Origin of the sequence: Algoriphagus limi (assembly GCF_024919275.1) — a bacterium.
GTDB classification, from domain to species: Bacteria; Bacteroidota; Bacteroidia; order Cytophagales; family Cyclobacteriaceae; genus Algoriphagus; species Algoriphagus limi.
In genome coordinates this window covers 1,844,161-1,864,200 of the sequence record NZ_JANWGH010000001.1, presented here as the reverse complement: position 1 = coordinate 1,864,200, position 20,040 = coordinate 1,844,161, and the positions used below count along the sequence as shown (strand labels likewise).

General features: G+C 39.9%; 15 protein-coding genes. 9 read left to right on the top strand and 6 right to left on the bottom strand.

Features of this window, described 5'->3' with window-relative positions:
- The first annotated feature begins 12 nt into the window (after positions 1 to 12).
- From NY014_RS08055 to NY014_RS08045, 3 genes are all read left to right on the top strand, one after another.
- Complete coding sequence (locus tag NY014_RS08055; RefSeq protein WP_259414048.1) at positions 13 to 1,398, top strand: sodium-dependent transporter; 1,386 nt, start codon at positions 13 to 15, stop codon at positions 1,396 to 1,398.
- Between the two features lie 129 nt (positions 1,399 to 1,527).
- Complete coding sequence (locus NY014_RS08050; protein ID WP_135074299.1) at positions 1,528 to 1,899, top strand: response regulator; 372 nt, start codon at positions 1,528 to 1,530, stop codon at positions 1,897 to 1,899.
- Between the two features lie 76 nt (positions 1,900 to 1,975).
- Complete coding sequence (locus tag NY014_RS08045) at positions 1,976 to 2,569, top strand: porin family protein (RefSeq protein WP_259414047.1); 594 nt, start codon at positions 1,976 to 1,978, stop codon at positions 2,567 to 2,569.
- 38 nt (positions 2,570 to 2,607) lie between these two features.
- Here the strand turns inward: NY014_RS08045 and NY014_RS08040 are convergent, their stop codons facing one another.
- The 5 genes from NY014_RS08040 to NY014_RS08020 form a co-directional block, all read right to left on the bottom strand.
- Positions 2,608 to 5,112 (bottom strand): WD40/YVTN/BNR-like repeat-containing protein, encoded by a 2,505-nt coding sequence (locus NY014_RS08040; RefSeq protein ID WP_259414046.1) that lies wholly within the window; start codon positions 5,110 to 5,112, stop codon positions 2,608 to 2,610.
- A 93-nt stretch (positions 5,113 to 5,205) separates the two neighbouring features.
- Positions 5,206 to 6,372: a hypothetical protein gene (locus NY014_RS08035; protein WP_259414045.1), complete on the bottom strand. Its 1,167-nt coding sequence runs from the start codon at positions 6,370 to 6,372 to the stop codon at positions 5,206 to 5,208.
- A complete protein-coding gene (locus tag NY014_RS08030; protein WP_259414044.1) occupies positions 6,369 to 7,580 on the bottom strand; it encodes a hypothetical protein in 1,212 nt (403 codons plus the stop codon). Before NY014_RS08030 ends, NY014_RS08035 begins: the two co-directional genes overlap by 4 nt.
- Before the next feature lie 162 nt (positions 7,581 to 7,742).
- Positions 7,743 to 8,447, bottom strand: a complete 705-nt coding sequence (locus NY014_RS08025; protein ID WP_259414043.1) for a gluconate 2-dehydrogenase subunit 3 family protein — start codon at positions 8,445 to 8,447, stop codon at positions 7,743 to 7,745.
- A 3-nt stretch (positions 8,448 to 8,450) separates the two neighbouring features.
- Positions 8,451 to 10,193: a GMC family oxidoreductase gene (locus NY014_RS08020; protein WP_259414042.1), complete on the bottom strand. Its 1,743-nt coding sequence runs from the start codon at positions 10,191 to 10,193 to the stop codon at positions 8,451 to 8,453.
- 434 nt (positions 10,194 to 10,627) lie between these two features.
- On the opposite strand from NY014_RS08020, the gene NY014_RS08015 reads away from it, so the two are divergent.
- A complete protein-coding gene (locus NY014_RS08015) occupies positions 10,628 to 11,485 on the top strand; it encodes a glycosyltransferase family 2 protein (RefSeq protein ID WP_259414041.1) in 858 nt (285 codons plus the stop codon).
- Between the two features lie 110 nt (positions 11,486 to 11,595).
- On the opposite strand, the gene NY014_RS08010 is transcribed toward NY014_RS08015, so the two are convergent.
- On the bottom strand, positions 11,596 to 12,285 hold the full coding sequence (locus tag NY014_RS08010; protein ID WP_259414040.1) for an arylesterase: 690 nt from the start codon (positions 12,283 to 12,285) through the stop codon (positions 11,596 to 11,598).
- A gap of 218 nt (positions 12,286 to 12,503) precedes the next feature.
- Here NY014_RS08010 and NY014_RS08005 point away from each other — a divergent pair, with 218 nt between their 5' ends.
- From NY014_RS08005 to NY014_RS07985, 5 genes are all read left to right on the top strand, one after another.
- The gene (locus NY014_RS08005; RefSeq protein ID WP_259414039.1) at positions 12,504 to 13,181 is read left to right on the top strand and encodes an ABC transporter ATP-binding protein; all 678 of its coding nucleotides are present in this window, start codon (positions 12,504 to 12,506) and stop codon (positions 13,179 to 13,181) included.
- A complete protein-coding gene (locus NY014_RS08000; protein ID WP_259414038.1) occupies positions 13,174 to 15,699 on the top strand; it encodes an ABC transporter permease in 2,526 nt (841 codons plus the stop codon). Before NY014_RS08005 ends, NY014_RS08000 begins: the two co-directional genes overlap by 8 nt.
- A 65-nt stretch (positions 15,700 to 15,764) precedes the next feature.
- Positions 15,765 to 17,261: a glycoside hydrolase family 3 protein gene (locus NY014_RS07995; protein ID WP_259414037.1), complete on the top strand. Its 1,497-nt coding sequence runs from the start codon at positions 15,765 to 15,767 to the stop codon at positions 17,259 to 17,261.
- A gap of 63 nt (positions 17,262 to 17,324) precedes the next feature.
- Entirely contained in the window at positions 17,325 to 18,392 is a 1,068-nt protein-coding gene (locus NY014_RS07990) for a serine hydrolase domain-containing protein (protein ID WP_259414036.1), read from the top strand.
- A 128-nt stretch (positions 18,393 to 18,520) separates the two neighbouring features.
- The gene (locus NY014_RS07985) at positions 18,521 to 19,993 is read left to right on the top strand and encodes a phage tail sheath family protein (RefSeq protein ID WP_259414035.1); all 1,473 of its coding nucleotides are present in this window, start codon (positions 18,521 to 18,523) and stop codon (positions 19,991 to 19,993) included.
- Positions 19,994 to 20,040 lie beyond the last annotated feature (47 nt).

The following is a 20,040-nucleotide window of genomic DNA, read 5'->3' as shown; positions in this document are numbered from 1 at the left end:
TTCGCATTATCTATGGCAGTAAGTGCAAGTCCTGATTCTAGGGGACAATTTGGCTCTAGTCTAGGGTTCATCATGGCAGCCGCTGGTTCAGCAGTAGGCTTAGGAAATATTTGGAGATTCCCTTACCTCACAGGTGAAAATGGAGGAGGAGCCTTCGTTTTTGTTTACCTGATTTGTGTTCTTTTCATTGGTTTGCCTTTGCTTTTCAATGAAATCGCATTGGGTAGAAAATCCGGTAAAAACCCAATTGGAGCGATCCGAGATACAGGGGGTAATAAATTCTGGCAATTAGCAGGCGTCCTTTGTGTGATGGTCTGTTTTTTTGTTTTTAGCTACTACTCGGTAATTGCCGGATGGACAGTGGGTTACATTGTTACAGAAATCATCAATATTCCAGTGAATTTCGAGGATTTTGTACAAACCCCATTGTATGTAATTCCTCTTACCTTTTTCTTCATTTTAATCACCATCCTGATTGTATTGGGAGGTGTTTCCGGAGGAATTGAGAAGGCAGCAAAATTCTTGATGCCAATTCTGTTTATCATCATCATTTTCATTGCTGGAAGATCCGTGACTTTGGAGGGTGCAGAAGCTGGTATTCAGTATTATTTGAATCCTGATTTCTCAAAAATTAATGGAACGGTAATTCTTCAGGCACTGGGTCAGGCTTTCTTCTCCATGTCTGTAGGATGGGGTTTGATGATTACTTTCGGTTCGTATTTGCCTAAAGAATCTAACATTATTCAGTCCTCAGGATGGATTGCGGGTATGGATACCATGGTTGCTCTTTTAGGTGGTTTGATGGTATTCCCAGCCTTGTTTGCCTTGTTGCCAGGAAAAGACCCTGCAGCAGGTCCTGCATTGGTTTTTGATGTGTTGCCTCGCGTATTTGATGCAATGCCTGGTGGAAGTGTAATTGGAGCATTGTTCTTCCTACTATTGATGGTAGCGGCTTTGACTTCTACTATTTCCATGTTGGAAGTACCGGTTTCGTATCTAATTGACGATAGGAAGAGGAACAGAACCAAAGCCACTTGGGTAGTGGGTATCGCTGCCATGTTGATGTCTATTCCATCTGCTTTGTCTTCTATTCCAGGTAACTTCTTTGCAGAGATTCGATTTAATTTCTTGAGCAATCCAATCGAAGGTTTCTTCGGGGCAATGGACTTTATCTTCGGAACATTCGCGGTGATTGTGATCTGTTTGATGCTTTCTCTTTACACAGGATGGGCTCAGAAAATTGGTGACTTTGCTGATGAATTAGCAATGGGTGCTCCTAAGTTTCAGGGCGTTTATAGAAAAGGCTGGATCTTCTTTATCAAGTGGGTTTGTCCAATCGTCATCATCTTGTTGATATTGAATATGGTAGGATTGTTTGGAGCTCCTCAAGCTGCATAAAATTCGACCACATACTCGATTTAAGGGCTGTCTTTCTAAAAAGACAGCCTTTTTTTATGGGTTTTTGTTGCTTTTTAATTTTTTGGAACGATTATTTCAGTTGAAAAACAAGAACCTAATTTTGAAACTATGCGGGTACTTTTGGTTGATGATGATGTACTTCATCTTTTGATTCTCAAGCGAATTTTTGAAACCTCCGAAGATACGGTCGTGACTGCAAAAAATGGGCAAGAAGCTTTGCAGGTTTTAAAATCCAGTACAGACTTTCATGTGATATTGACCGATATCAGTATGCCTGTAATGGATGGAGTGGAGCTTTTAGCCAAGTTAAAATCTAATGGAAAAACCAAAAGTATCCCAGTAATTGGATTTACTTCAGGAGATGTGAATTATTACCGAGAAATAACCAAAATCCCATTTGATTCCCTAGTTCCAAAACCATCTGATTTTTCGGATTTGAGATTATTGGCGCAGGAAAAAGCCAAGTTTCAAGTCAACTGATCGGTAGTTTTTTCCACTTCTTCTTGTACATATTTCGATGTTTTGACGTTTAGAATACTCAAAAAACAAAATGCCTATGAAAAAATTAACCTTGTTTTTAGTTGTATTCGGGATAGCAATAGCAGGCTATTCTCAGAATTTTGGAGTTGGAATTAAAGCTGGATTAAGTAGTTCCAAATTAGATTTCAAGTCTACTGAATTTGTTCCTCAAGATGCGCAAACAGGCTATCACCTTGGGGTATTCGCAAGGGTCGGTGGTGCCGGCTTCTTTGTTCAACCTGAATTGCTTTTTACTCAAACTTCAGGTCAATTTAGCGTGGGTTTGCAGGGGAATAATGGTACAGAAGAATATCAGGCAGATTTCAATCGAATTGATTTACCTGTAATGGTAGGAGTGAAATTTCTAAAATTCCTTCGAATTCAAGCTGGGCCAATAGCCTCAATTAATATTGATTCAAATCTGGAAAATTCGGTTGGAACCGTGATTGATGCAGATTTCAAAAAGGCAACTTTGGGATATCAGGCAGGAATCGGATTCGATATCGGCAATCTTTATATCGATGCCAAGTACGAAGGAGGCTTGAGTAATTTAACGGATAATATCTCGACCTTTACTACAGATAACAGGCTTAATCAATGGATTTTGTCTGTTGGGTTTAAAGTATTTTAAATAAAAAAGGCTGACCATTTGGTCAGCCTTTCTGATTCTTAATCCATTACTTTTTGGGTCGGAGTAGCGAGTTCATGGATCTGTTCCAATTCCACAATGTAAACGCTTCGTCCGTGTGTTCCGATCACGAGATCATTTTCACGTTCCTGAATCACCATATCATAGATGGCTACATTCGGAATTTCTCCCTGGAATAGGTTCCAATTGTTTCCACCATCCATACTAACATACAATCCATGGTCTGTTCCTAAATACAGAATGCTTGGGTTAGTGTGGTCTTCTACGATGATATTGGTGGACTCTTCTGGAAGATTTCCTTTGATAGAAGTCCAAGTCTTTCCATAGTTGGTACTTTTGAAGACATAGGTTTTGAATTCATCGTATCTATAGCCGTTAAGCGTGATATAAACTACGCCTTCCTGATGCTTGGATGGAGCAATGGAACTAACCCATCGATCTTCTGGAAGACCTGCATTCAAAGACTCCCAATTACCTCCATTATTACGGGTAATCCAGACATTTCCATCGTCTGTTCCGGCATACAAAGTTCCGAACTCAAAGGGAGATTCTTCGATCACAGTCAAAGTAGCAAAAGGGACATTTCCGCTTTTTTCATTTTTTGTCAAGTCGGGAGAAATCGTCATCCAAGTGCTTCCTTGATCCAAGCTTTGATAAACGTATTGAGAACCCATGTAAATGATGTCCTGATTATGATGGCTAAGACGTGCTGGTGTTCTCCAATTCCAGCGGTTAGGGTCATTACCGATATCATGTCCAGGGGTGATTCTTCGTCTGTCTCCTGAAGCTTTGTCGATTCGGAAATAGTTTCCAAACTGGAATCCGGTATAGACAATATTATTGTCCCGAGTATCTACTGCCACGACCATACCGTCGCCTCCCATAAGCGATTCCCATCGGTCAGCTGGATCATTTTTAGAGCTTCCAAACCAAACCCCATTATCTTGCATTCCTCCATATACATTGTACGGAGATGCATTATCGGTCATGATGGAATAAAATTGGGAAATCGGCATTTGGGTATTCAAATGATCCCAAATAGCACCACCACCATAGCTTCGGTAAAGACCTCCATCATTTCCCAGCAAAATGTGTTTGCCATCTTTTGGATTGATCCACATGGATTGATGATCCGAGTGAGGTCTTCCAACCGAGTCGGTTCGGGAGAAATTCTTTCCTCCATCTCTTGATACGAGCAATGGAACACCCAAAACAAAGATTTCATCTTCATTTTCAGTATTGACGCGCACTTCACCGAAATAATACCCATAGGTATTGTACAATCGGCTTAAATCAGACTCAGATACTTTTTTCCAAGATATTCCAGCGTCTTCAGATCGGAATACTTCTGCTCCGATGATGGACATATTGGTTAGAGCCGCGTTTGCATCGTTTGCTTCTTTGTTGTAATCGGCGATTTGAGCGGTAGTGATTTTTCCTGTTTTAAGCTGCCGCTTGATTTCGGCTGCAGTGTATTTGGAGGCAAATTGATTTCTTCGCAGAAAAGAATTCAGACGATCCTCCTCCAAACCTAATGCTTCCTCTACAGACATTTCCTTGAAATCTTCGAATTTCAGCGGGTTTTCCTCCTGCTGTCCTCTTCTTCGAGGTTGCTGTGGTTCTCTGTCAGAAAGGCCTTGATTATCGTGAAGAGCATAGACAATGTTTGGATTGCTTTGAGCAAAGTCAAATCCTATTCGTCCCACAAATTCATTTTGAGGGAAACCTACTACTGCTTTTTTCCAGGTTTTTCCTCCATCCTCAGATCGCCAAATAGCCGAACCCTCACCATTTCCTATGAAATCATGAGCTTGTCTGTAGCGCTCCCAAGAAGCGGCAAGAAGAATGTCTGGGTTTTCTGGATGAACTTTTATGTCGATTATTCCAGTGTTGTCGTCAATGTAAAGGACTTTTTTCCAAGACTTCCCACCATCAGTGGTCATGTATAAGCCTCGTTCTTTGTTTTGAGAGTAAAGGCTTCCCATGGACCCTACCCAAACAATATCTGGGTTGGTAGGGTGAATTTGGATTTGGCCGATGTGCTGAGAGTGAGGTAACCCCATAAACTGCCAGGTTTTTCCGGCATCGGTGGATTTATAAACACCTGAGCCTGCATAGGTGGATCGGCTGGAATTGTTTTCTCCTGTTCCCACCCAAAGGATATTATTGTCTGAAGGGGAGAGAGCCATGTCACCAATCCCTAGTGCACCTTGATGATCAAAAATAGGAGTAAAGGATTGCCCGTTATCTTCTGTTTTCCAGACCCCACCAGAAGCGGCGGCGATGTAGAAGGTATTTGGGTTTTGAGCTACTTCAATATCCACAATTCGCCCTGACATATTGGTTGGTCCAATGTTTCTGGCTTTGAAGCTTTTTAGGGGAGTATTGGCCAGCATTTCCCGGTGTTTTTCAACAGCAGCCACCAATTCTTTTTCGGTGGTGGGCTTGACGTCTTGGGCTTGAACAGTACCCAAGCTAATTAGTCCTGCTGCAGCCCATATAAGGAAGGTCGATGATTTTTTCATAGAATTTTGATTGATCAGGATGAAATATAAACAATAGCGGGCAAAACCGATTGGCTTTGCCCGCAAAAGGGAATCCCGATATTTAAATGGTATTTACTGAGTGACGAGACGGGTTTTGTAAATAACCGAATAGTCATTTTCAGCTTCTTCAAAATTCAGGGAAAACCAGATTTCATCATTGGACACATACTTACTGAGCGTTCCTAAGATTTCAGGTTTTTCGATAATAGGACTCACTTGTGTACCATCAAAGAGAATAAATCCACCATCATTTAATTTTTCAGCTTCTTCAAACATTTTATTAAAGTCAGTGCCTTCAGCATTTATTACTTCATCAGCCTCCTCTTCCGTCAACCCTCTTAGGTATTGGATTAAAAATTTTCCGTCTTCGGTGGGGAAAAGCGAGAGGTTTACCCCCAAGAAAAAATCACGAATATTAAATCCTCCACTAGCTGGTTCTTCACTAGTTTTTCGTTCTATAAATTCAACGTATGGGATGTTTTTAGCACTTACTGGCGTCTCTAAATTTGATAAGTGATACGTGAGTAGTTTGGGTTCGTTTCGGAATAAGATATATAAGGAATCTCCAGAAACATTAAAAGTTGGATAAAAGTCTAGACTCCCAAATTCCTGCGTTTCACTACTGTACTTGGACTCTTTTGGAAAAGGAATCGCTGGTTCGAATTTTTCAGTATTCAAATCTAAAACCTCCAGCTGAGTAGATTCCTTTTGAAATGCTAAACCTTGTTGAGCTAAATCACTGTGTCTTCCCGGAAGGTATACATAGACTTTTTGGTTCGATACCCAGTGAACTTGATTGAAAGGGACTACAAAACTGGACATTCCAGTGAACTCAGGTTTATATACCTTCTTGAGATTGCCCGATAATTCATAGGTGACGATTCCTTGACTGCCTGGAATAAGAATGGATTCATTGTCTAGGAATTTACCCAATCCTGTACGGTTTCCTTGGATTGATTCTGGATCATCGCCACTGCGATAGTATTTGTGTATGATTTTTCCCTTGAAATCTGTGACGAAAATGGTATCTGTGTTTTGGTCAATAAGGAGGTAATTTTCACCATTTGGGCTGATATCCATCAGCGTAAGATTGCCAAGGTAATCCACCATCAGAGAATCGTATATTTCGAATTTCAGGTTTTGATCCGATAGGGGTTTGTTCGGGACTTCAGATGCTTTTTCACTACAGGCAAGAAAAAATACTATTCCTGCCATAAAAAAGAATAAAGAGTTTCTCATGGTTGGTTTAATTTATATTTATAGATCCTAACAAAATCTTCTTCTATTTCCTCAGAAGGGGCTTTTTGGAACCAAAGAAATTCGTCTGCTGCAAGAAAACCGCTGGTTTCCACACCTGAAGGCAAAGTGATATCTCCTAATTGTTTTAGGGTTTTTAGATCAAAAATCACGAAGCCTTTTCTTACCTCTTTTTCGAGCTGCTCAAAAAGTTGACCGGCCTCTTCCTCATTCCCAGACATCCAAAGCTCTTCTGCTTCTTTGGTTTTATCTGGATCCATTCCTGCATAATAATGAACTAAAATGAAATTGCCTACTTGATGAATATTTCGAATAGCAGGTGTACTTCCGTCCACCGTCAAGCTACCTTCGGCAAATTCATTTCTTTCTCGAATCGGCAATTCTCTAAAATCAGGGATGTTCAGATTGATAGTAGTGTCCAGCAATGGTTCATCATCAGTAAGCGAATAGACCCGAAGTTTGGGTTCACCACCCAGACTTGTATAAAGCTTATCGGAAATCCATTCATAGGCTGGCGTGTAGTCGCTTTCAATGTATCCTTTTCCGTTTTTGAAGATACTACCCTCCTCGAAGGGAATAATGTCTTTGGATTCCCCTGTTTTTACATCAATCCACTCTATGGCTCGATATCTATCATAAAAAGCCTGCTCTCCAGGAAAGGTATTTCTGGATCTGACTGATTTTGCAATCAAAAACTCCTCTCCTTGATTAGAAACGGTCTCGATAGATTTTCCAGTAATAGGCATAAAAATCGCGCCTCCCAAGTCCTCTGGATGATCGATTTTGCTAATTAGGTTTCCTTCTAAATCATAAATAAAAATCCCACGCAGACCACTAACTACTACTCGATCATTCCCCAAAAAACCCGGAAGTTCCATCATAAATCCATAAGCATCGGGGGTGTCTTCCGTTTTGGAGAATTTACCGAGGAGATTTCCATCCTGATCTAGTGAAATGATTTCACTGGATGCATAATCGTAAATTAAAACTTGGCTCCCGTCTGAACTGACATCTGCAAAAATCGGATCGCCGAGTAATTGATAATCTAGTGAATCTGTCAGGACCAGTTCAAATGAATTTTCGGTTTGGGATACTTCTTCGATCTTTGAATTTTCTCCACATGCAAATAAAGCTGCTAACAGGAGGAAAAAGGAGATTCGCTTAAAAATGGAGGTTTTCAATTCTGACATTTATTATTGATTTAAAGAAAGGGTTGAGGTAAAATTGGATAGCCGAAAATTTCAAAATGTAGGTTAAGAGGCTATAGCCAAAATATTATTTTAAAATAATTGGGTTTTGAAAAATACAACGAAATAAAAAATCCACAGTTTCGATTTGTGGATTTTTTTGATTTATCCGATGATATTTCCTTCATCGTCCCATTCAACGACTTTCCCCCGATCTTCGGGTTTCAGGTAAAGGTTTGCATATTGAGGTGGGTTGGAAAGGCCATGTTTATCAAGAACATCCTGAGGAATTCCATCCCAAACATTAGGGGTGTTTCCTTTATAACCCATGTATTTCCATCCAGCTTCTGTGGTAAAATAGCCAGTGCAGGTTAGGTTTCTCAGTAAATTAAACCATCGAACGCCTCCCTCATAGGCGGGGTCGGATTTGTCAGGCCAAGCTACTAATTCCACGATTTCAATCACCTGATCTTTGGAAAGCTCATTGAAAGTTTTTCCGAATTTTTCATCTGCTTCAAAGTCCAACCACATCAAACCACCTCGCATGGGGGTTTGGTAACTAGGTTGATCCAGCATCATGAAATCAATGAAGTCAGTCACTTTCAGTTCGGTCGCTGCCGGAGATTCGGAATCTGCTGGCATGATGATATCTACTAAGGTGTCCAGTTTTTTCCGTTCCTCCTCCGTAAAAAATGAATCGGCAAGTAATTTTGCATCCCGAATTTTTTCTTCCTCGGTTCGCCCTCCAGGTGTTCCTCCTTCGAATAGTTGTCCCGAAACAACCTGTTCTTCCGGTTCGCACCCTGTCATCAACAAGCCCGCCCCCAGAGAGCCTGTAAACAATAATTTGAGGTTTTCTCTTCTGTTCATGGCTTAGATGTTTTTTTGTTTCAATTGCTCAACAATGTAATCTGAAGTTCTCCAAGAAAGAGCCAAAATGGTCCAAGTTGGGTTTTTATCTGCTTGAGAGACGAATGGTCCGGCATCTACCACAAAAAGATTTTTGCAGTCGTGGACTTGGCAATTGGAATTAACTACTGAGGAACTGCGGTCATTTCCCATTCGGGTAGTACCTACTTCGTGAATAATTCGTCCAGGAGCGGCTAACCCGTACTTGGTTTCTGGTCCTGGTTTCTTTCCTAGTAAGATAGCTCCTGCATTCGTCAGAATTTCTTCAAAGGTATCCTGCATATGCTTGGCCTGTTTGATTTCCTGGTCAGTCCAATTATAGTTGAATCGAAGGACAGGAATACCATACTTATCGACTACATTCGGATCAATTTCGCAGTAATTATCGTATTGTGGAATACTTTCTCCTCGACCTGACATTCCCAAAGTAGATCCATAGATTCGGCGAATATCTTTTTTCAAACCTTCACCATAGCCTCCGTTTGGACTTGGATTTCCGAATTCATCTTTGATGTACTGACGCATGCTATCCATACTCATGCCTGTGCCATAAGCGGGCTGTCCCATTCCGCCCCAGTATTCGATGTGATAGCCACGGGCAAAGTCAAGTTTCTTATTGTCCAGCCACCAAGGTGTGTACATGTGCATACCACCAACGCCATCCTCATTGTATCGCTCTCTATCGATCAGGTCAGGCATGATGCCCATTCTGTCAGCTCCAGTAGAATCGTGTAAGTATCTTCCCAGCACTCCAGAATCAGCGCCTATCCCGTTCGGGAAAGTTTTTGATTTTGAGTTCATCATGATACGGGCTGATTCACAGGCGGAGGCTCCAAGCACAACTACTCTTGAGCGAAGCTTGTATTCTTTCATATCCACTTTGGAGACGAAAGAAACCCCCGTGGCATTTCCATGATCATCGGTAGTTACTTTACGAACCATGGAGTAGGTGTAGAGGTCAACTTTTCCTTTTTTCATGGCTGGATGTACTAGACAGGTACCAGCTGAAAAATCAGCATAAATCTGACAAGCACGGTTACATTGATTACAGAAAAAGCAAACTCCTCGCTCATTATTGATAGGACGGGTAAGCATAGAAAGACGGGAAGGAATCATAGGAATTCCCGCACTATCAGCTCCTTTTTTGATGAAAAGTTCGTGAAGTCTCGGCTTTGGTGGAGGAAGGAAAAATCCATCAGGTTCGTTATAGATTCCCTCCTTGGTTCCAAAAACTCCAATTAGTTTATCGACTCTGTCATAGTAAGGTTTAAGGTCATCATATCCGATTGGCCAGTCATCACCTAGGCCGTCTATGCTACCTCTTTTAAAATCATTTGGTCCAAAACGAAGGGAAATTCTTCCCCAGTGATTGGTTCGGCCACCGACCATTCTGGAGCGGAACCAGTCGAATTGAGTTCCGTTTTTTCGGGTATAAGGTTCCCCGTCTATATCCCATCCTCCAATTGCGGCGTCAAAGTCACCAAAAGGACGGATTCGTGTTCCTGCACCTCTTCGAGGTGATTCCCATGGTGGTCTCAGTTGGGTTCGGTCTTCGTCTTTGGCTGGATCAAAATCACCTCCAGCTTCTACTACGGCAACGGAAAGCCCAGCTTCCGAAAGGACTTTGGAAGCCATTCCGCCTCCCGCTCCAGACCCAACAATGATAACATCATAAGAGTCTGCGTTTTCTTTGATTTGAAAACTCATTTTTAAAATTTTAATTAAGTTGAAAAGATAGGGTAAAAAAATAGATAACGAAAGACCTCCTTTTTCAAAAGGAATAATTAAAAACTAGAAGAGGGTTCTTTCATTTTTACTTGATTAACTCTTCAATAAAAGGCCAAACGGTCTCAAAAACGATTTGATGTCCTCCTTCTGTAGGATGAATTCTGTCCTGTAAATTGAGAGCGGGGTTTTCAAATACTTAGGGTTAATGTATATTAATGGGGATTGCTTAATTTTAAATAATAAGGTGCCTTTGATCAGGATTAACAATTTATTTGGTTTGACTTTTTTTTATAATAAAAATGATTGTTTATTTGATATAGTATTTAATCATGTGTTTTTACCACTTCAAAAGGATTATCTCGAAGAAAACACAATCCCCTTTAAATGAGGCTAACCTTATAAAATTATTGTAAATGGAGTTCTTAGGTGTAGGCAAGCCTGTAAACTTAATTCAACCAATCGTTTCAGTATTAATTCCTGCTTATCAACATGTTAAATATATAGAGGAATGTTTAAATAGTGTCCTAAATCAAGAAACGATATTTCCATATGAAATTCTTATCGGTGAGGATGACAGTAATGATGGTACTCGAGAACTTTGCATAAGTTATGCAAAAGATAATCAAGATAAAATTCGATTATTTTTAAGGAATGGGAAAGAGAAAATATCAATGTTTGGAAGAAAATCAGGAAGACTTAATCATCTAGGTCTTTATGGAAGTGCAAGAGGAAAATTTATATGTATCTGTGATGGAGATGATTTTTGGATTGATAAGTATAAACTTCAAAAGCAAGTAGAGATATTAGAAAAATACCAGAATGTTTCTCTTTGTATTTCTAACACGTTGATAAATGGTAAAAAGGGACAACTTCAACTACCAGAAAGTTTTCACCTTTTTTCAAAAAACGAGCTTAAGAGAAATAACTATTTGGGGCATATTTCAGGATGGATGATGCGTAATTTTATGAGAGATTTTCTTCAAAACCCTATTATTTCTAAACCAGTAGTTTTAGATAGATCTCTTTTTGCATTTCAGAAAAATAAAGGTGATATAATAGCTATTCCTGATTATACCTCATACTACCGAATTCATTCAAATGGAGTGTATCAAAGTCAGCATAGGTTAAAAAACAATAGACTATTGTATAAAAGCAATTGGTATTTGTTTCGATATATACATAAGGATCTTACATTGCTAGTTAGATCGATGCTTTATACTCTTAGGAGAGAGTTTGTTATTTTGTTTTCAATACTTTTTAAAAGAAGTTAAGATTTTGGGATTTAATTCAAAAAATTGAATTATTTGAATTCATCTTTTCTTCTTAAATAAGATAAGAATGAACTTTATTATTTGAATAGGTAATCAAGAATGTTTAAAAGTTATAACTTCACTAACTCCTCAATAAAAGGCCAAACGGTCTCAAAAACGATTTGATGTCCTTCTTCTGTTGGGTGGATTCCGTCTGGTAGGTTGAGTGCTGGGTCCCCTGCTACTCCCTCCAATAAGAAGGGAATCAGTGTTACATTTTTCTCCTTAGCCACTTGAGGGTAGATTTCCTTAAATTCGTCAGTGTATTCCTGTCCCATATTGGGTGGAATTTGCATTCCTGCTAAGATGATATGGGTATTCGGATATTTTGCACGAACCTTATCGATGATCTTTTCCAAGTTACTTTTTGTCTCGCTGAGTAGGATGCCGCGAAGTCCGTCATTCCCTCCAAGTTCGAGGACAAAAATGGCCGGTTCATCTTCTAAAAACCAATCCAATCTACTCAATCCTCCTGCTGTAGTTTCTCCACTCAATCCTCCGTTGATCACCCGGTAATCCAATCCCAAGCTGTCGATTCTTTGCTGAACTAGTCCGGCAAAGGCATCTTCTTTATCAATTCCATATCCGGCTGTCAAACTGTTCCCGAAAAATAGAATGGTCTGCTTGGGTGCTTCAACCGAAGATGAGGTTTGTTCTGTATCCTTGACTTCTTCTTTCTTAGCTTGGTTATCACCGCAGCTAAATGTCAAAAAGGAAATAAGAATTAAAGAAAGTATAGAGATCGATTTGAAGGTTTTCATTTTTCTTTTTGTTGCTATTAATGTCTTTTTCGGCAGAAATGTTTCCTGTCTAAGTCAATTCAGGAACTGATTTTAACCGCTGAACAGTTTATTGTACAATTTTCTACAATAAATGGTTTACTTTCATACCGATCACCGAATTTTCTTCGGTATTTTCTAACCATTGAAAGGTGGATGCGTTTTAAGCTTCAAGTTCTCCAATTAACACAATTTATTTCATGCATATTCTTTCAGTAAAAGATCTGGGTAAAACTTATAAAAGTGGAAATAGAAGCCTGACTGTTTTGGATCAGGTGAATTTCGATATAGAAGCAGGGGAAACCTTAGCCATTGTTGGACCTTCTGGTAGTGGAAAGACCACCTTATTGGGGCTTTGTGCCGGTTTAGATTCTGCTTCAAAAGGATCAGTCCAATTGAATGGAAAAGCATTAGAAAGGCTTTCTGAAGATGAACGGGCTGCTGTTAGAAATCAAGATGTAGGTTTCATTTTTCAGAATTTTCAATTGCTGCCGACATTGACCGCATTGGAAAATGTGATGGTTCCTTTGGAACTGAAAAAACGTAAAGATGCCCGGGAAAAAGCATTAGAACTATTGAAAAAAGTCGGTCTAGGCGACCGGGCTACTCATTATCCTACTCAATTGTCAGGAGGAGAACAACAGCGGGTTTCCATCGCAAGAGCTTTTGCTAATGAACCTAAAATTCTTTTTGCCGATGAACCAACGGGGAATTTGGATACCGAAACAGGCGATATGATCGAAAAGTTGATTTTTGACTTGAATAAAGAGAAAGGAACTACACTCGTTTTGGTGACTCATGATCCGGAGCTCGCGACCAAAACTCAACGAATCATTCATATCAAAGGAGGAAAAATACAGGAGGATGCCCATGCCTGATTTTGCTTGGATTTTGAAAATGGCTTTCCGGGATTTCCGGAAAAATATTTCTCGACTGATGCTTTTTGTGAGTTCCATTGTGGTGGGGATTGCCGCTTTGGTAGCGATTAGCAGTTTCGGGGATAATTTGACTGCCGATATTGATAATCAGGCCAAGGAGCTTTTGGGGGCTGATTTGGTATTGGAGAATAATAAGCCAATTGGTGAACAGCCGATTGACTCAATGGCAACCCAAATGGCATCTGAAGTGAATTTCGCTTCCATGGTTGCATTTCCCGAAACTGGTGCGAGCCGTTTGACGCAAGTGCGAGCATTAGAAGGAGACTTTCCTTTTTATGGATTTTTGGAAACCATTCCGGCTTCCGGGGACCAGAATTTCCGGTCAGGAGGAAAAAAAGCCTTGGTTGAAAAAATCCTAATGGCCCAATTTAATGCAGAAGTAGGGGATTATATCAAGGTGGGAAATGTGGAGTTTGAAATCGTCGGAGAACTGCAAGGAGTTCCTGGACAAACAGGAATCACTGCAACAGTTGCCCCTGCGGTTTATATTCCCATGGATTATTTGGAGGAAACAGGTCTAGTCCAATATGGAAGTAGGGTAGAATACAATCACTATTTTCAATTTGCAGAAGGCTCGGATGTGGAGGCATTGATTGAGCCATTTGAGGATGAATGGGAAATCGAACGAATTGACGCAGATACCGTGGAAGATCGGAAAAGATCAACCGGTAGATCCTTTGAGAATCTTTCCAATTTCTTAAGTCTTGTAGCATTCATTGCACTTTTATTAGGTTGTGTGGGAGTAGCTTCAGCAGTTAATGTTTTTGTAAAAGAAAAATTAGCATCTGTAGCTGTCCTAAGATGTCTCGGAGTTTCGTCCAGGGATGTACTCCTGATTTATTTGTTTGAGATTCTAGTGATGGGCTTATTTGGAGCTATTATGGGTTCTGTTTTGGGAACTCTGCTTCAATTCATCCTTCCTGCTGTCTTTGATGAGTTTCTTCCTGTGGAAGTGACAGTTGGGGTTTCTTGGATATCCATTGCTTTCGGGATTATTACAGGCTTATTCGTTTCAGTTTTGTTCGCCTTGTTACCATTACTGAAAGTTCGAAATGTTTCGCCTATGGCTACCCTTCGTCCTGAGACTGCGGATTCGACTATACTCCGAGATCCATATCGATGGGCTGTAGTAGTAGGTGTTATACTTTTCATTTGGGGATTCAGCTTTTACTTATTGAATTCTCTCCCATTGGCCATAGGTTTTACTGGCTTTGTGATTTTTGCTTTTGGTATTCTGTGGGGAGTGGGCCAATTGATTATGTGGGCTGTTCGTAAGTTTTTGCCCATTTCCTTACGCTACACCATTCGGCAAGCACTGGCAAATCTTTATCGTCCAAATAACCAAACCATCTCTTTGATTGCTACAATTGGTTTGGGAACAGCAATGATCAGTACCTTATTTTTCCTCCAAAATCAATTGCTGGAAGAAGCTCGATTTGCAGATAAGGAGGATCAACCGAATTTGTTGATGTTTGATATTCAAACGCCCCAACTGGAAGCTGTGAAAGAAAAAGTTACTAGCAGAGGGCTTCGGATAATTCAGGAAGTTCCTATTGTGACCATGCAACTCAATGAGATCAATGGGATCGATAAAAGGGAAAATGAAGAATTGCCTGATGAGGAAGACTATTCTCGCTGGATGTATAACCGAGAATATCGGGTTACCTATCGAGATACCTTGATTGAAACGGAAACGCTAGTGGAGGGAGAGCTTATCCCTGTGGGAGCAAGAGGTGATTCTATTTTTGTGAGCTTATCTACCAGTTTCGCAGAGGGAAATAACCTGAAAATAGGGGATGAGATTGAATTCAATGTCCAAGGTAGACCGATCAAAACTTACATCGGAAGCTTTCGAAATGTGAAATTTAATCAGGTTTCCACCAATTTTATTGTGCTATTTCCGAATGGAGTTTTGGAGCAGGCACCCAAATTCCATGTGATCATTACCCGTACTAAAAATGACAGGGAATCCGCTGAGATTCAATCCGAGGTTGTTCGGGAATTTCCCAACATCTCAGTTATCAACTTGGGTGTGATCGTGGAGACCTTGGAAGATATCCTAAGCAAAATCTCATTTGTGATTCAGTTTATGGCCTTCTTTAGTATTGCTACCGGGATTCTGGTATTGATCAGTTCTCTGATCATCAGTAAATATCAGCGAATGCGGGAGAGTATTCTGCTTCGTACTTTGGGGGCATCTTCTGGTACTGTGAAAAAAATCAACACCCTGGAATACTTCTTCTTAGGAAGTTTGGCCTCTCTTTCAGGAATTCTTTTATCCTTTATAGCAACTTGGCTTTTGAGTTTGTTTGTCTTTGAAATGAGTTTCAGACCGGCTTGGACCGAGGCCTTAATTTTGTATGTAGGAATTACAGGCTTGACCATAATTCTAGGTTGGCTGAATGGGCATAAGATCATCAATCAACCTCCGATGGAGATTTTAAGAGGAAATGGATGATAAATTGTAGATTGGAAAAGCGGAATGAATAATTTCGCTTTTCTTTTTATCAATCAGCGCTTCCCATGCTCTCCAAAAAACAAAAAATCGCTCAATGCTTTTCACCTGCTGCCTTTGTACATGATACTGAGGAAAATCATCAGGAACTTGAGCGTTTAATTCAAGAAGAGGAAATTGGGAGCTTAACATTTTTTCATAGCCGGCATTCTGCAGCCGCCAATTTTGAGAGTAGGGCAGAAGTCCTGGATGTCAGTGGGACATTAGAGAAAATGGTCCAATTGATCAATCGTTTTCAGGCTGTATCCAAAGTGCCCTTACTGATCTGTATAGATGCGGAATATGGTTTGGCTATGCGGATTGAGAATACACCTCAATATCCTTTTGCTATTACCTTGGGTGCTTTGCAGCAAGATGCTGATAAATGGGTTGAAGAGGTTGGGTTCCGAATGGGTTTGGATCTGAAAGGTGCGGGAATTCATCTGAATTTTGCTCCCTGTGCTGATGTAAATACCAATCCGAATAACCCTGTGATTGGCTATCGTTCCTTTGGGAATGATGCCGAAAAAGTAGCCCAACTCGCTTTTGCATCTTATTCAGGAATGAAAAAAGCAAGAATTGGAGCTTGTCTGAAGCATTTCCCGGGTCATGGTGATACAGCAGTTGATTCTCATTTGGGTCTGCCAGTACTCCATAAATCATTGGAAGAACTGGAATCCGAAGAATTACTCCCATTTCAATATGGAATCGATCGAGGCGTGGAACTTATCATGGTGGGGCATCTGGCTGTGCCAGCCTTGTGTGGAGGAAAAGAAACTCCCGCAAGTATCAGCCGAGAGATTATCACCGATTTTTTGAAAGGCAAAATGGGATTTAAGGGTTTGGTTGTTTCCGATGCCTTGAATATGAAAGCGGTAGCGAATCATTTTCCGGAACCTGGAGAATTGGAGTGGCGGGCTTTTCATGCAGGAAATGATCTCTTGTGTTTTTCAGATCATGTGAAGGAAGGGATTCAAAAGATTTCCTTAAAAGCGTCAGAGGAAGAAGTGGATATGGTTTTCCAAAAAATTATGGATCTCAAGAAGCAATTGGGTGTTTTGGATTATATGCCCATCTCAGTACCAAAATTTGATTGGAAAGCTCATCATCAATTGCAAAAAGAACTTGCTCGAAATTATGTGTCCGTAATTTCCGGAAAGATTGATATCGATAAGCTCAGTGATTTAGCAAAGGCTGGTAAACTAGGATTTAGGGAGTATTTTACTTCTCAAAAAAGCCGATTTTCCGAAATGCTAGATTATGAATTTGTAGGAATTGATCAGACTGAAAATGTATTGATTTCGGTTTTTGTCCCAAGTCACAAACCTTTGAACAAATTCGGGATGGGAGAAGCTGAATTGGAAGAAATTAAAAATCTATCTCAAAGCAAGTCTTGTATTTTAATTCATTTTGGAAATCCCTTGGCATTAAAGTATTTGGGAGAATTGAATGATTTTGAGGCTGTAATTTGTGCTTTTCAGAATTTTGAGGAGGCACAGGAGGCGGTGACAAATCTATTGCCATGATAATGGGTTAGTAACATTTGTGATAATTAAATTTTTATTAGATAACTATAAACAAGATAGATCATGGCAAAAACACTCCCTTTTTTCTTCTTATTCCTATTTGGAATTCAAGCCATTTCTCAAGTAAATCCTGAATCTATCGATGCTATTGTAAAACAAGCCGTGGAAAATGATTCCTTTGAAGGGACAGTTTTAATCGCTGAAAATGGAGAAATAGTTTATCATCAGGCTTTTGGATTCAAGGATGAAAACAAGAAGGTCCCCACATCAATAAACGCGAGATTTGGCATAGCATCAATTACCAAACTTTTTACTGCCATTATCATCTTGCAACTTGTAGAAGAAGGTAAAATTCAACTTTCAGACAGCCTGAACGAATTACTTCCTGCTTTCAAAATTCCTGAAGGAGATAGGATAACTGTCCATCATTTGTTGCTTCATATTTCAGGTTTACCTAATGAGAATGACGCGATTTATTTGGCTCCAACTGCTCCAAAAGAGTTTGTCCAAAAGACGCTTGAAAACGAGTCTCATACATTTGGCGAGTTCAATTACGCAAATATCGACTATGTGTTACTGGGATTGATTATTGAAAAAATTGATCAAAAAACTTGGGAAAATTCTGTTCAAAAGCGAATTCTAGAAAATCTTGAAATGAATGAAACAGGCTTCCTTGATAAAGGGAATTACCCTGATGATTTTGCTTATTCTTTCTCCTTTAATAAAGAGGGGGTTAGACAGGCAGATCCCTTATTTTTTATCGAGAATTTTTATGCTGCCGGGTGCATGTATTCAACCGCCGAAGATCTTTTGAAACTTGATCAAGGATTGTATAGTTCGGAAATTCTTTCCAATGAGAGTAAAGAATTAATGTACAAATCTTATCCGGAATATAATTACTCAGGGTATAGTGTTTGGACTTACAATTATCCCTTTTCGGACTCTCAACCAAGACTTATGGAAAGAAGAGGAGGCATATTAGGGGCTAATTCTGTTTTGATCCGAATGCTTGACACGAACAAAACCATTATTATTCTAAGCAATAATAATAAGTTCAACCCTGATTCTTTTGGAAATACAAACAGTTTGAAGGAAGCTTTGATAATAGAAGTAGACAAAGCTGGAACCTAGGTTTGGTTTTTTTGATCAATTCTACTTTTTAATAAAAACCTTAATAAGGTTTCGCTTTTACTGAATATGAGCTAGTTAAAAAAGATTGTTAACTTCTATTCTCAATCTTCATTTTTTAGCTAGAAAATATGTCCAAAAAAATTTATAAGACCCCTGGAGTATATGTGGAGGAAGTGAGTTTCCGGTCACTTTCTATTGCTCAGGTGGAGACTGCTATTCCTGCGTTTATTGGCTACACCGAAAAGGCGGAGGCCAATAATCAATCCCTTTTACATCAGCCAACCAAGGTAAATTCCTTTTTGGAATTTCAGGATTATTATGGAGGAGAGTACACTCCTAAGTTTGAACTGATTCCTGCTAGTAGCGGAGATCCAAATTCAATTTCCATTGCTAATCGATCGCTTTGTGTACAATTAAAACCGAATCAGAGAACTTACCTTTTTCAGGCCATCGATGACTTTTTCAATAATGGAGGTGTAGCCTGCTATGTCGTTTCTGTAGGGACCTATGCTGGTGAAAAGGAAATTGTTATTAAGAAAGAGGAGTTGTTGGGGATTAGTAACTCCTCAGGATTACGAGCATTGGAAGATTTTCGCGAACCTAGTATTCTGGTAATTCCGGATGCGGTTGCTTTGGGAAGAGAATGCCACGATATCTACAGAGAAATGCTAAGCCATTGTAAAAAAGAAGGGAATCGCTTTTCCATTTTTGATATCTACAATGGGTTTGAGGAGCGAAATACTAGTAATGATTGCATAGACCAATTTCGAAATGAAATCGGAAGTCGTGATTTGAGCTATGGAGCCGCTTATTATCCTTGGGTAGATCGTTTTGAAAGTCAAATTCCACTCGGTTTCGAAAATTTGGATCCTACCATCGAACTTTCGTCCATTCTACTCGAACAAAGAGCTCAGGATTTTCTAAGCATGAGTGGGATGACAAATGAAGATTTGCATAAGCAGCTAGTCCTAGCAAGTCCTACTTATCGGCAGATTTTAGAGGCTATGGCAAAGAAACTAAAAGCTGCGCCTGTCGCTGGAGCAGTCGCAGGAGTTTATTCTTCTACTGATATTTCTCGTGGAGTTTGGAAAGCTCCTGCAGGAGATTCAATTAATGGTTTTGAAAAACCTACAGTAGCTTTAAATAATGCCCAACAAGAGGATTTAAATCAGGGAGGGCCAGTTGGAAAATCCATTAATGCCATTCGCAAATTCCAAGGAAGGGGAGTTGTGGTTTGGGGTGGAAGAACTTTAGCCGGGAATGATAATGAGTGGCGATATGTGTCTGTAAAAAGGACCTATTTGATGGTGGAGGAATCGATAAAAAGAGGGTTGAAAGCTTTTGTTTTTGAACCGAACGATGCCAATACTTGGATGCAGATCAAAGGTGCTTGTGATGGGTTTTTACAGGGGCTATGGCGACAGGGAGCATTTTCAGGCACCACTCCGAAAGATGCTTATTTTGTTAAGGTTGGTCTGGGAAAAACTATGACACCACAAGATATTTTAGAGGGCAGGTTAATCGTTGAAATCGGGATGGCATTAGTCAGGCCAGCTGAGTTTATCACCTTGCGAATCTCTTTGAAGATGGAAACTCCTTGATTTTAAAAATGACCCATTTTAGCACCTATGTTTTATTGAAAGCTTCC

What these genes read in the sequence shown, in the direction of transcription:
- NY014_RS08055 (WP_259414048.1), top strand. Translation starts at nt 13, where the DNA reads ATGGCAGTAAGTGCAAGTCCTGATTCTAGGGGACAATTTGGCTCTAGT.
- NY014_RS08025 (WP_259414043.1), bottom strand. Translation starts at nt 8,447, where the DNA reads ATGAACAGAAGAGAAAACCTCAAATTATTGTTTACAGGCTCTCTGGGG.
- NY014_RS08005 (WP_259414039.1), top strand. Translation starts at nt 12,504, where the DNA reads ATGCATATTCTTTCAGTAAAAGATCTGGGTAAAACTTATAAAAGTGGA.
- NY014_RS08000 (WP_259414038.1), top strand. Translation starts at nt 13,174, where the DNA reads ATGCCTGATTTTGCTTGGATTTTGAAAATGGCTTTCCGGGATTTCCGG.
- NY014_RS07995 (WP_259414037.1), top strand. Translation starts at nt 15,765, where the DNA reads ATGCTCTCCAAAAAACAAAAAATCGCTCAATGCTTTTCACCTGCTGCC.
- NY014_RS07985 (WP_259414035.1), top strand. Translation starts at nt 18,521, where the DNA reads ATGTCCAAAAAAATTTATAAGACCCCTGGAGTATATGTGGAGGAAGTG.
- NY014_RS08050 (WP_135074299.1), top strand. Translation starts at nt 1,528, where the DNA reads ATGCGGGTACTTTTGGTTGATGATGATGTACTTCATCTTTTGATTCTC.
- NY014_RS07990 (WP_259414036.1), top strand. Translation starts at nt 17,325, where the DNA reads ATGGCAAAAACACTCCCTTTTTTCTTCTTATTCCTATTTGGAATTCAA.
- NY014_RS08010 (WP_259414040.1), bottom strand. Translation starts at nt 12,285, where the DNA reads ATGAAAACCTTCAAATCGATCTCTATACTTTCTTTAATTCTTATTTCC.
- NY014_RS08040 (WP_259414046.1), bottom strand. Translation starts at nt 5,112, where the DNA reads ATGAAAAAATCATCGACCTTCCTTATATGGGCTGCAGCAGGACTAATT.
- NY014_RS08015 (WP_259414041.1), top strand. Translation starts at nt 10,628, where the DNA reads ATGGAGTTCTTAGGTGTAGGCAAGCCTGTAAACTTAATTCAACCAATC.
- NY014_RS08045 (WP_259414047.1), top strand. Translation starts at nt 1,976, where the DNA reads ATGAAAAAATTAACCTTGTTTTTAGTTGTATTCGGGATAGCAATAGCA.
- NY014_RS08020 (WP_259414042.1), bottom strand. Translation starts at nt 10,193, where the DNA reads ATGAGTTTTCAAATCAAAGAAAACGCAGACTCTTATGATGTTATCATT.
- NY014_RS08030 (WP_259414044.1), bottom strand. Translation starts at nt 7,580, where the DNA reads ATGTCAGAATTGAAAACCTCCATTTTTAAGCGAATCTCCTTTTTCCTC.
- NY014_RS08035 (WP_259414045.1), bottom strand. Translation starts at nt 6,372, where the DNA reads ATGAGAAACTCTTTATTCTTTTTTATGGCAGGAATAGTATTTTTTCTT.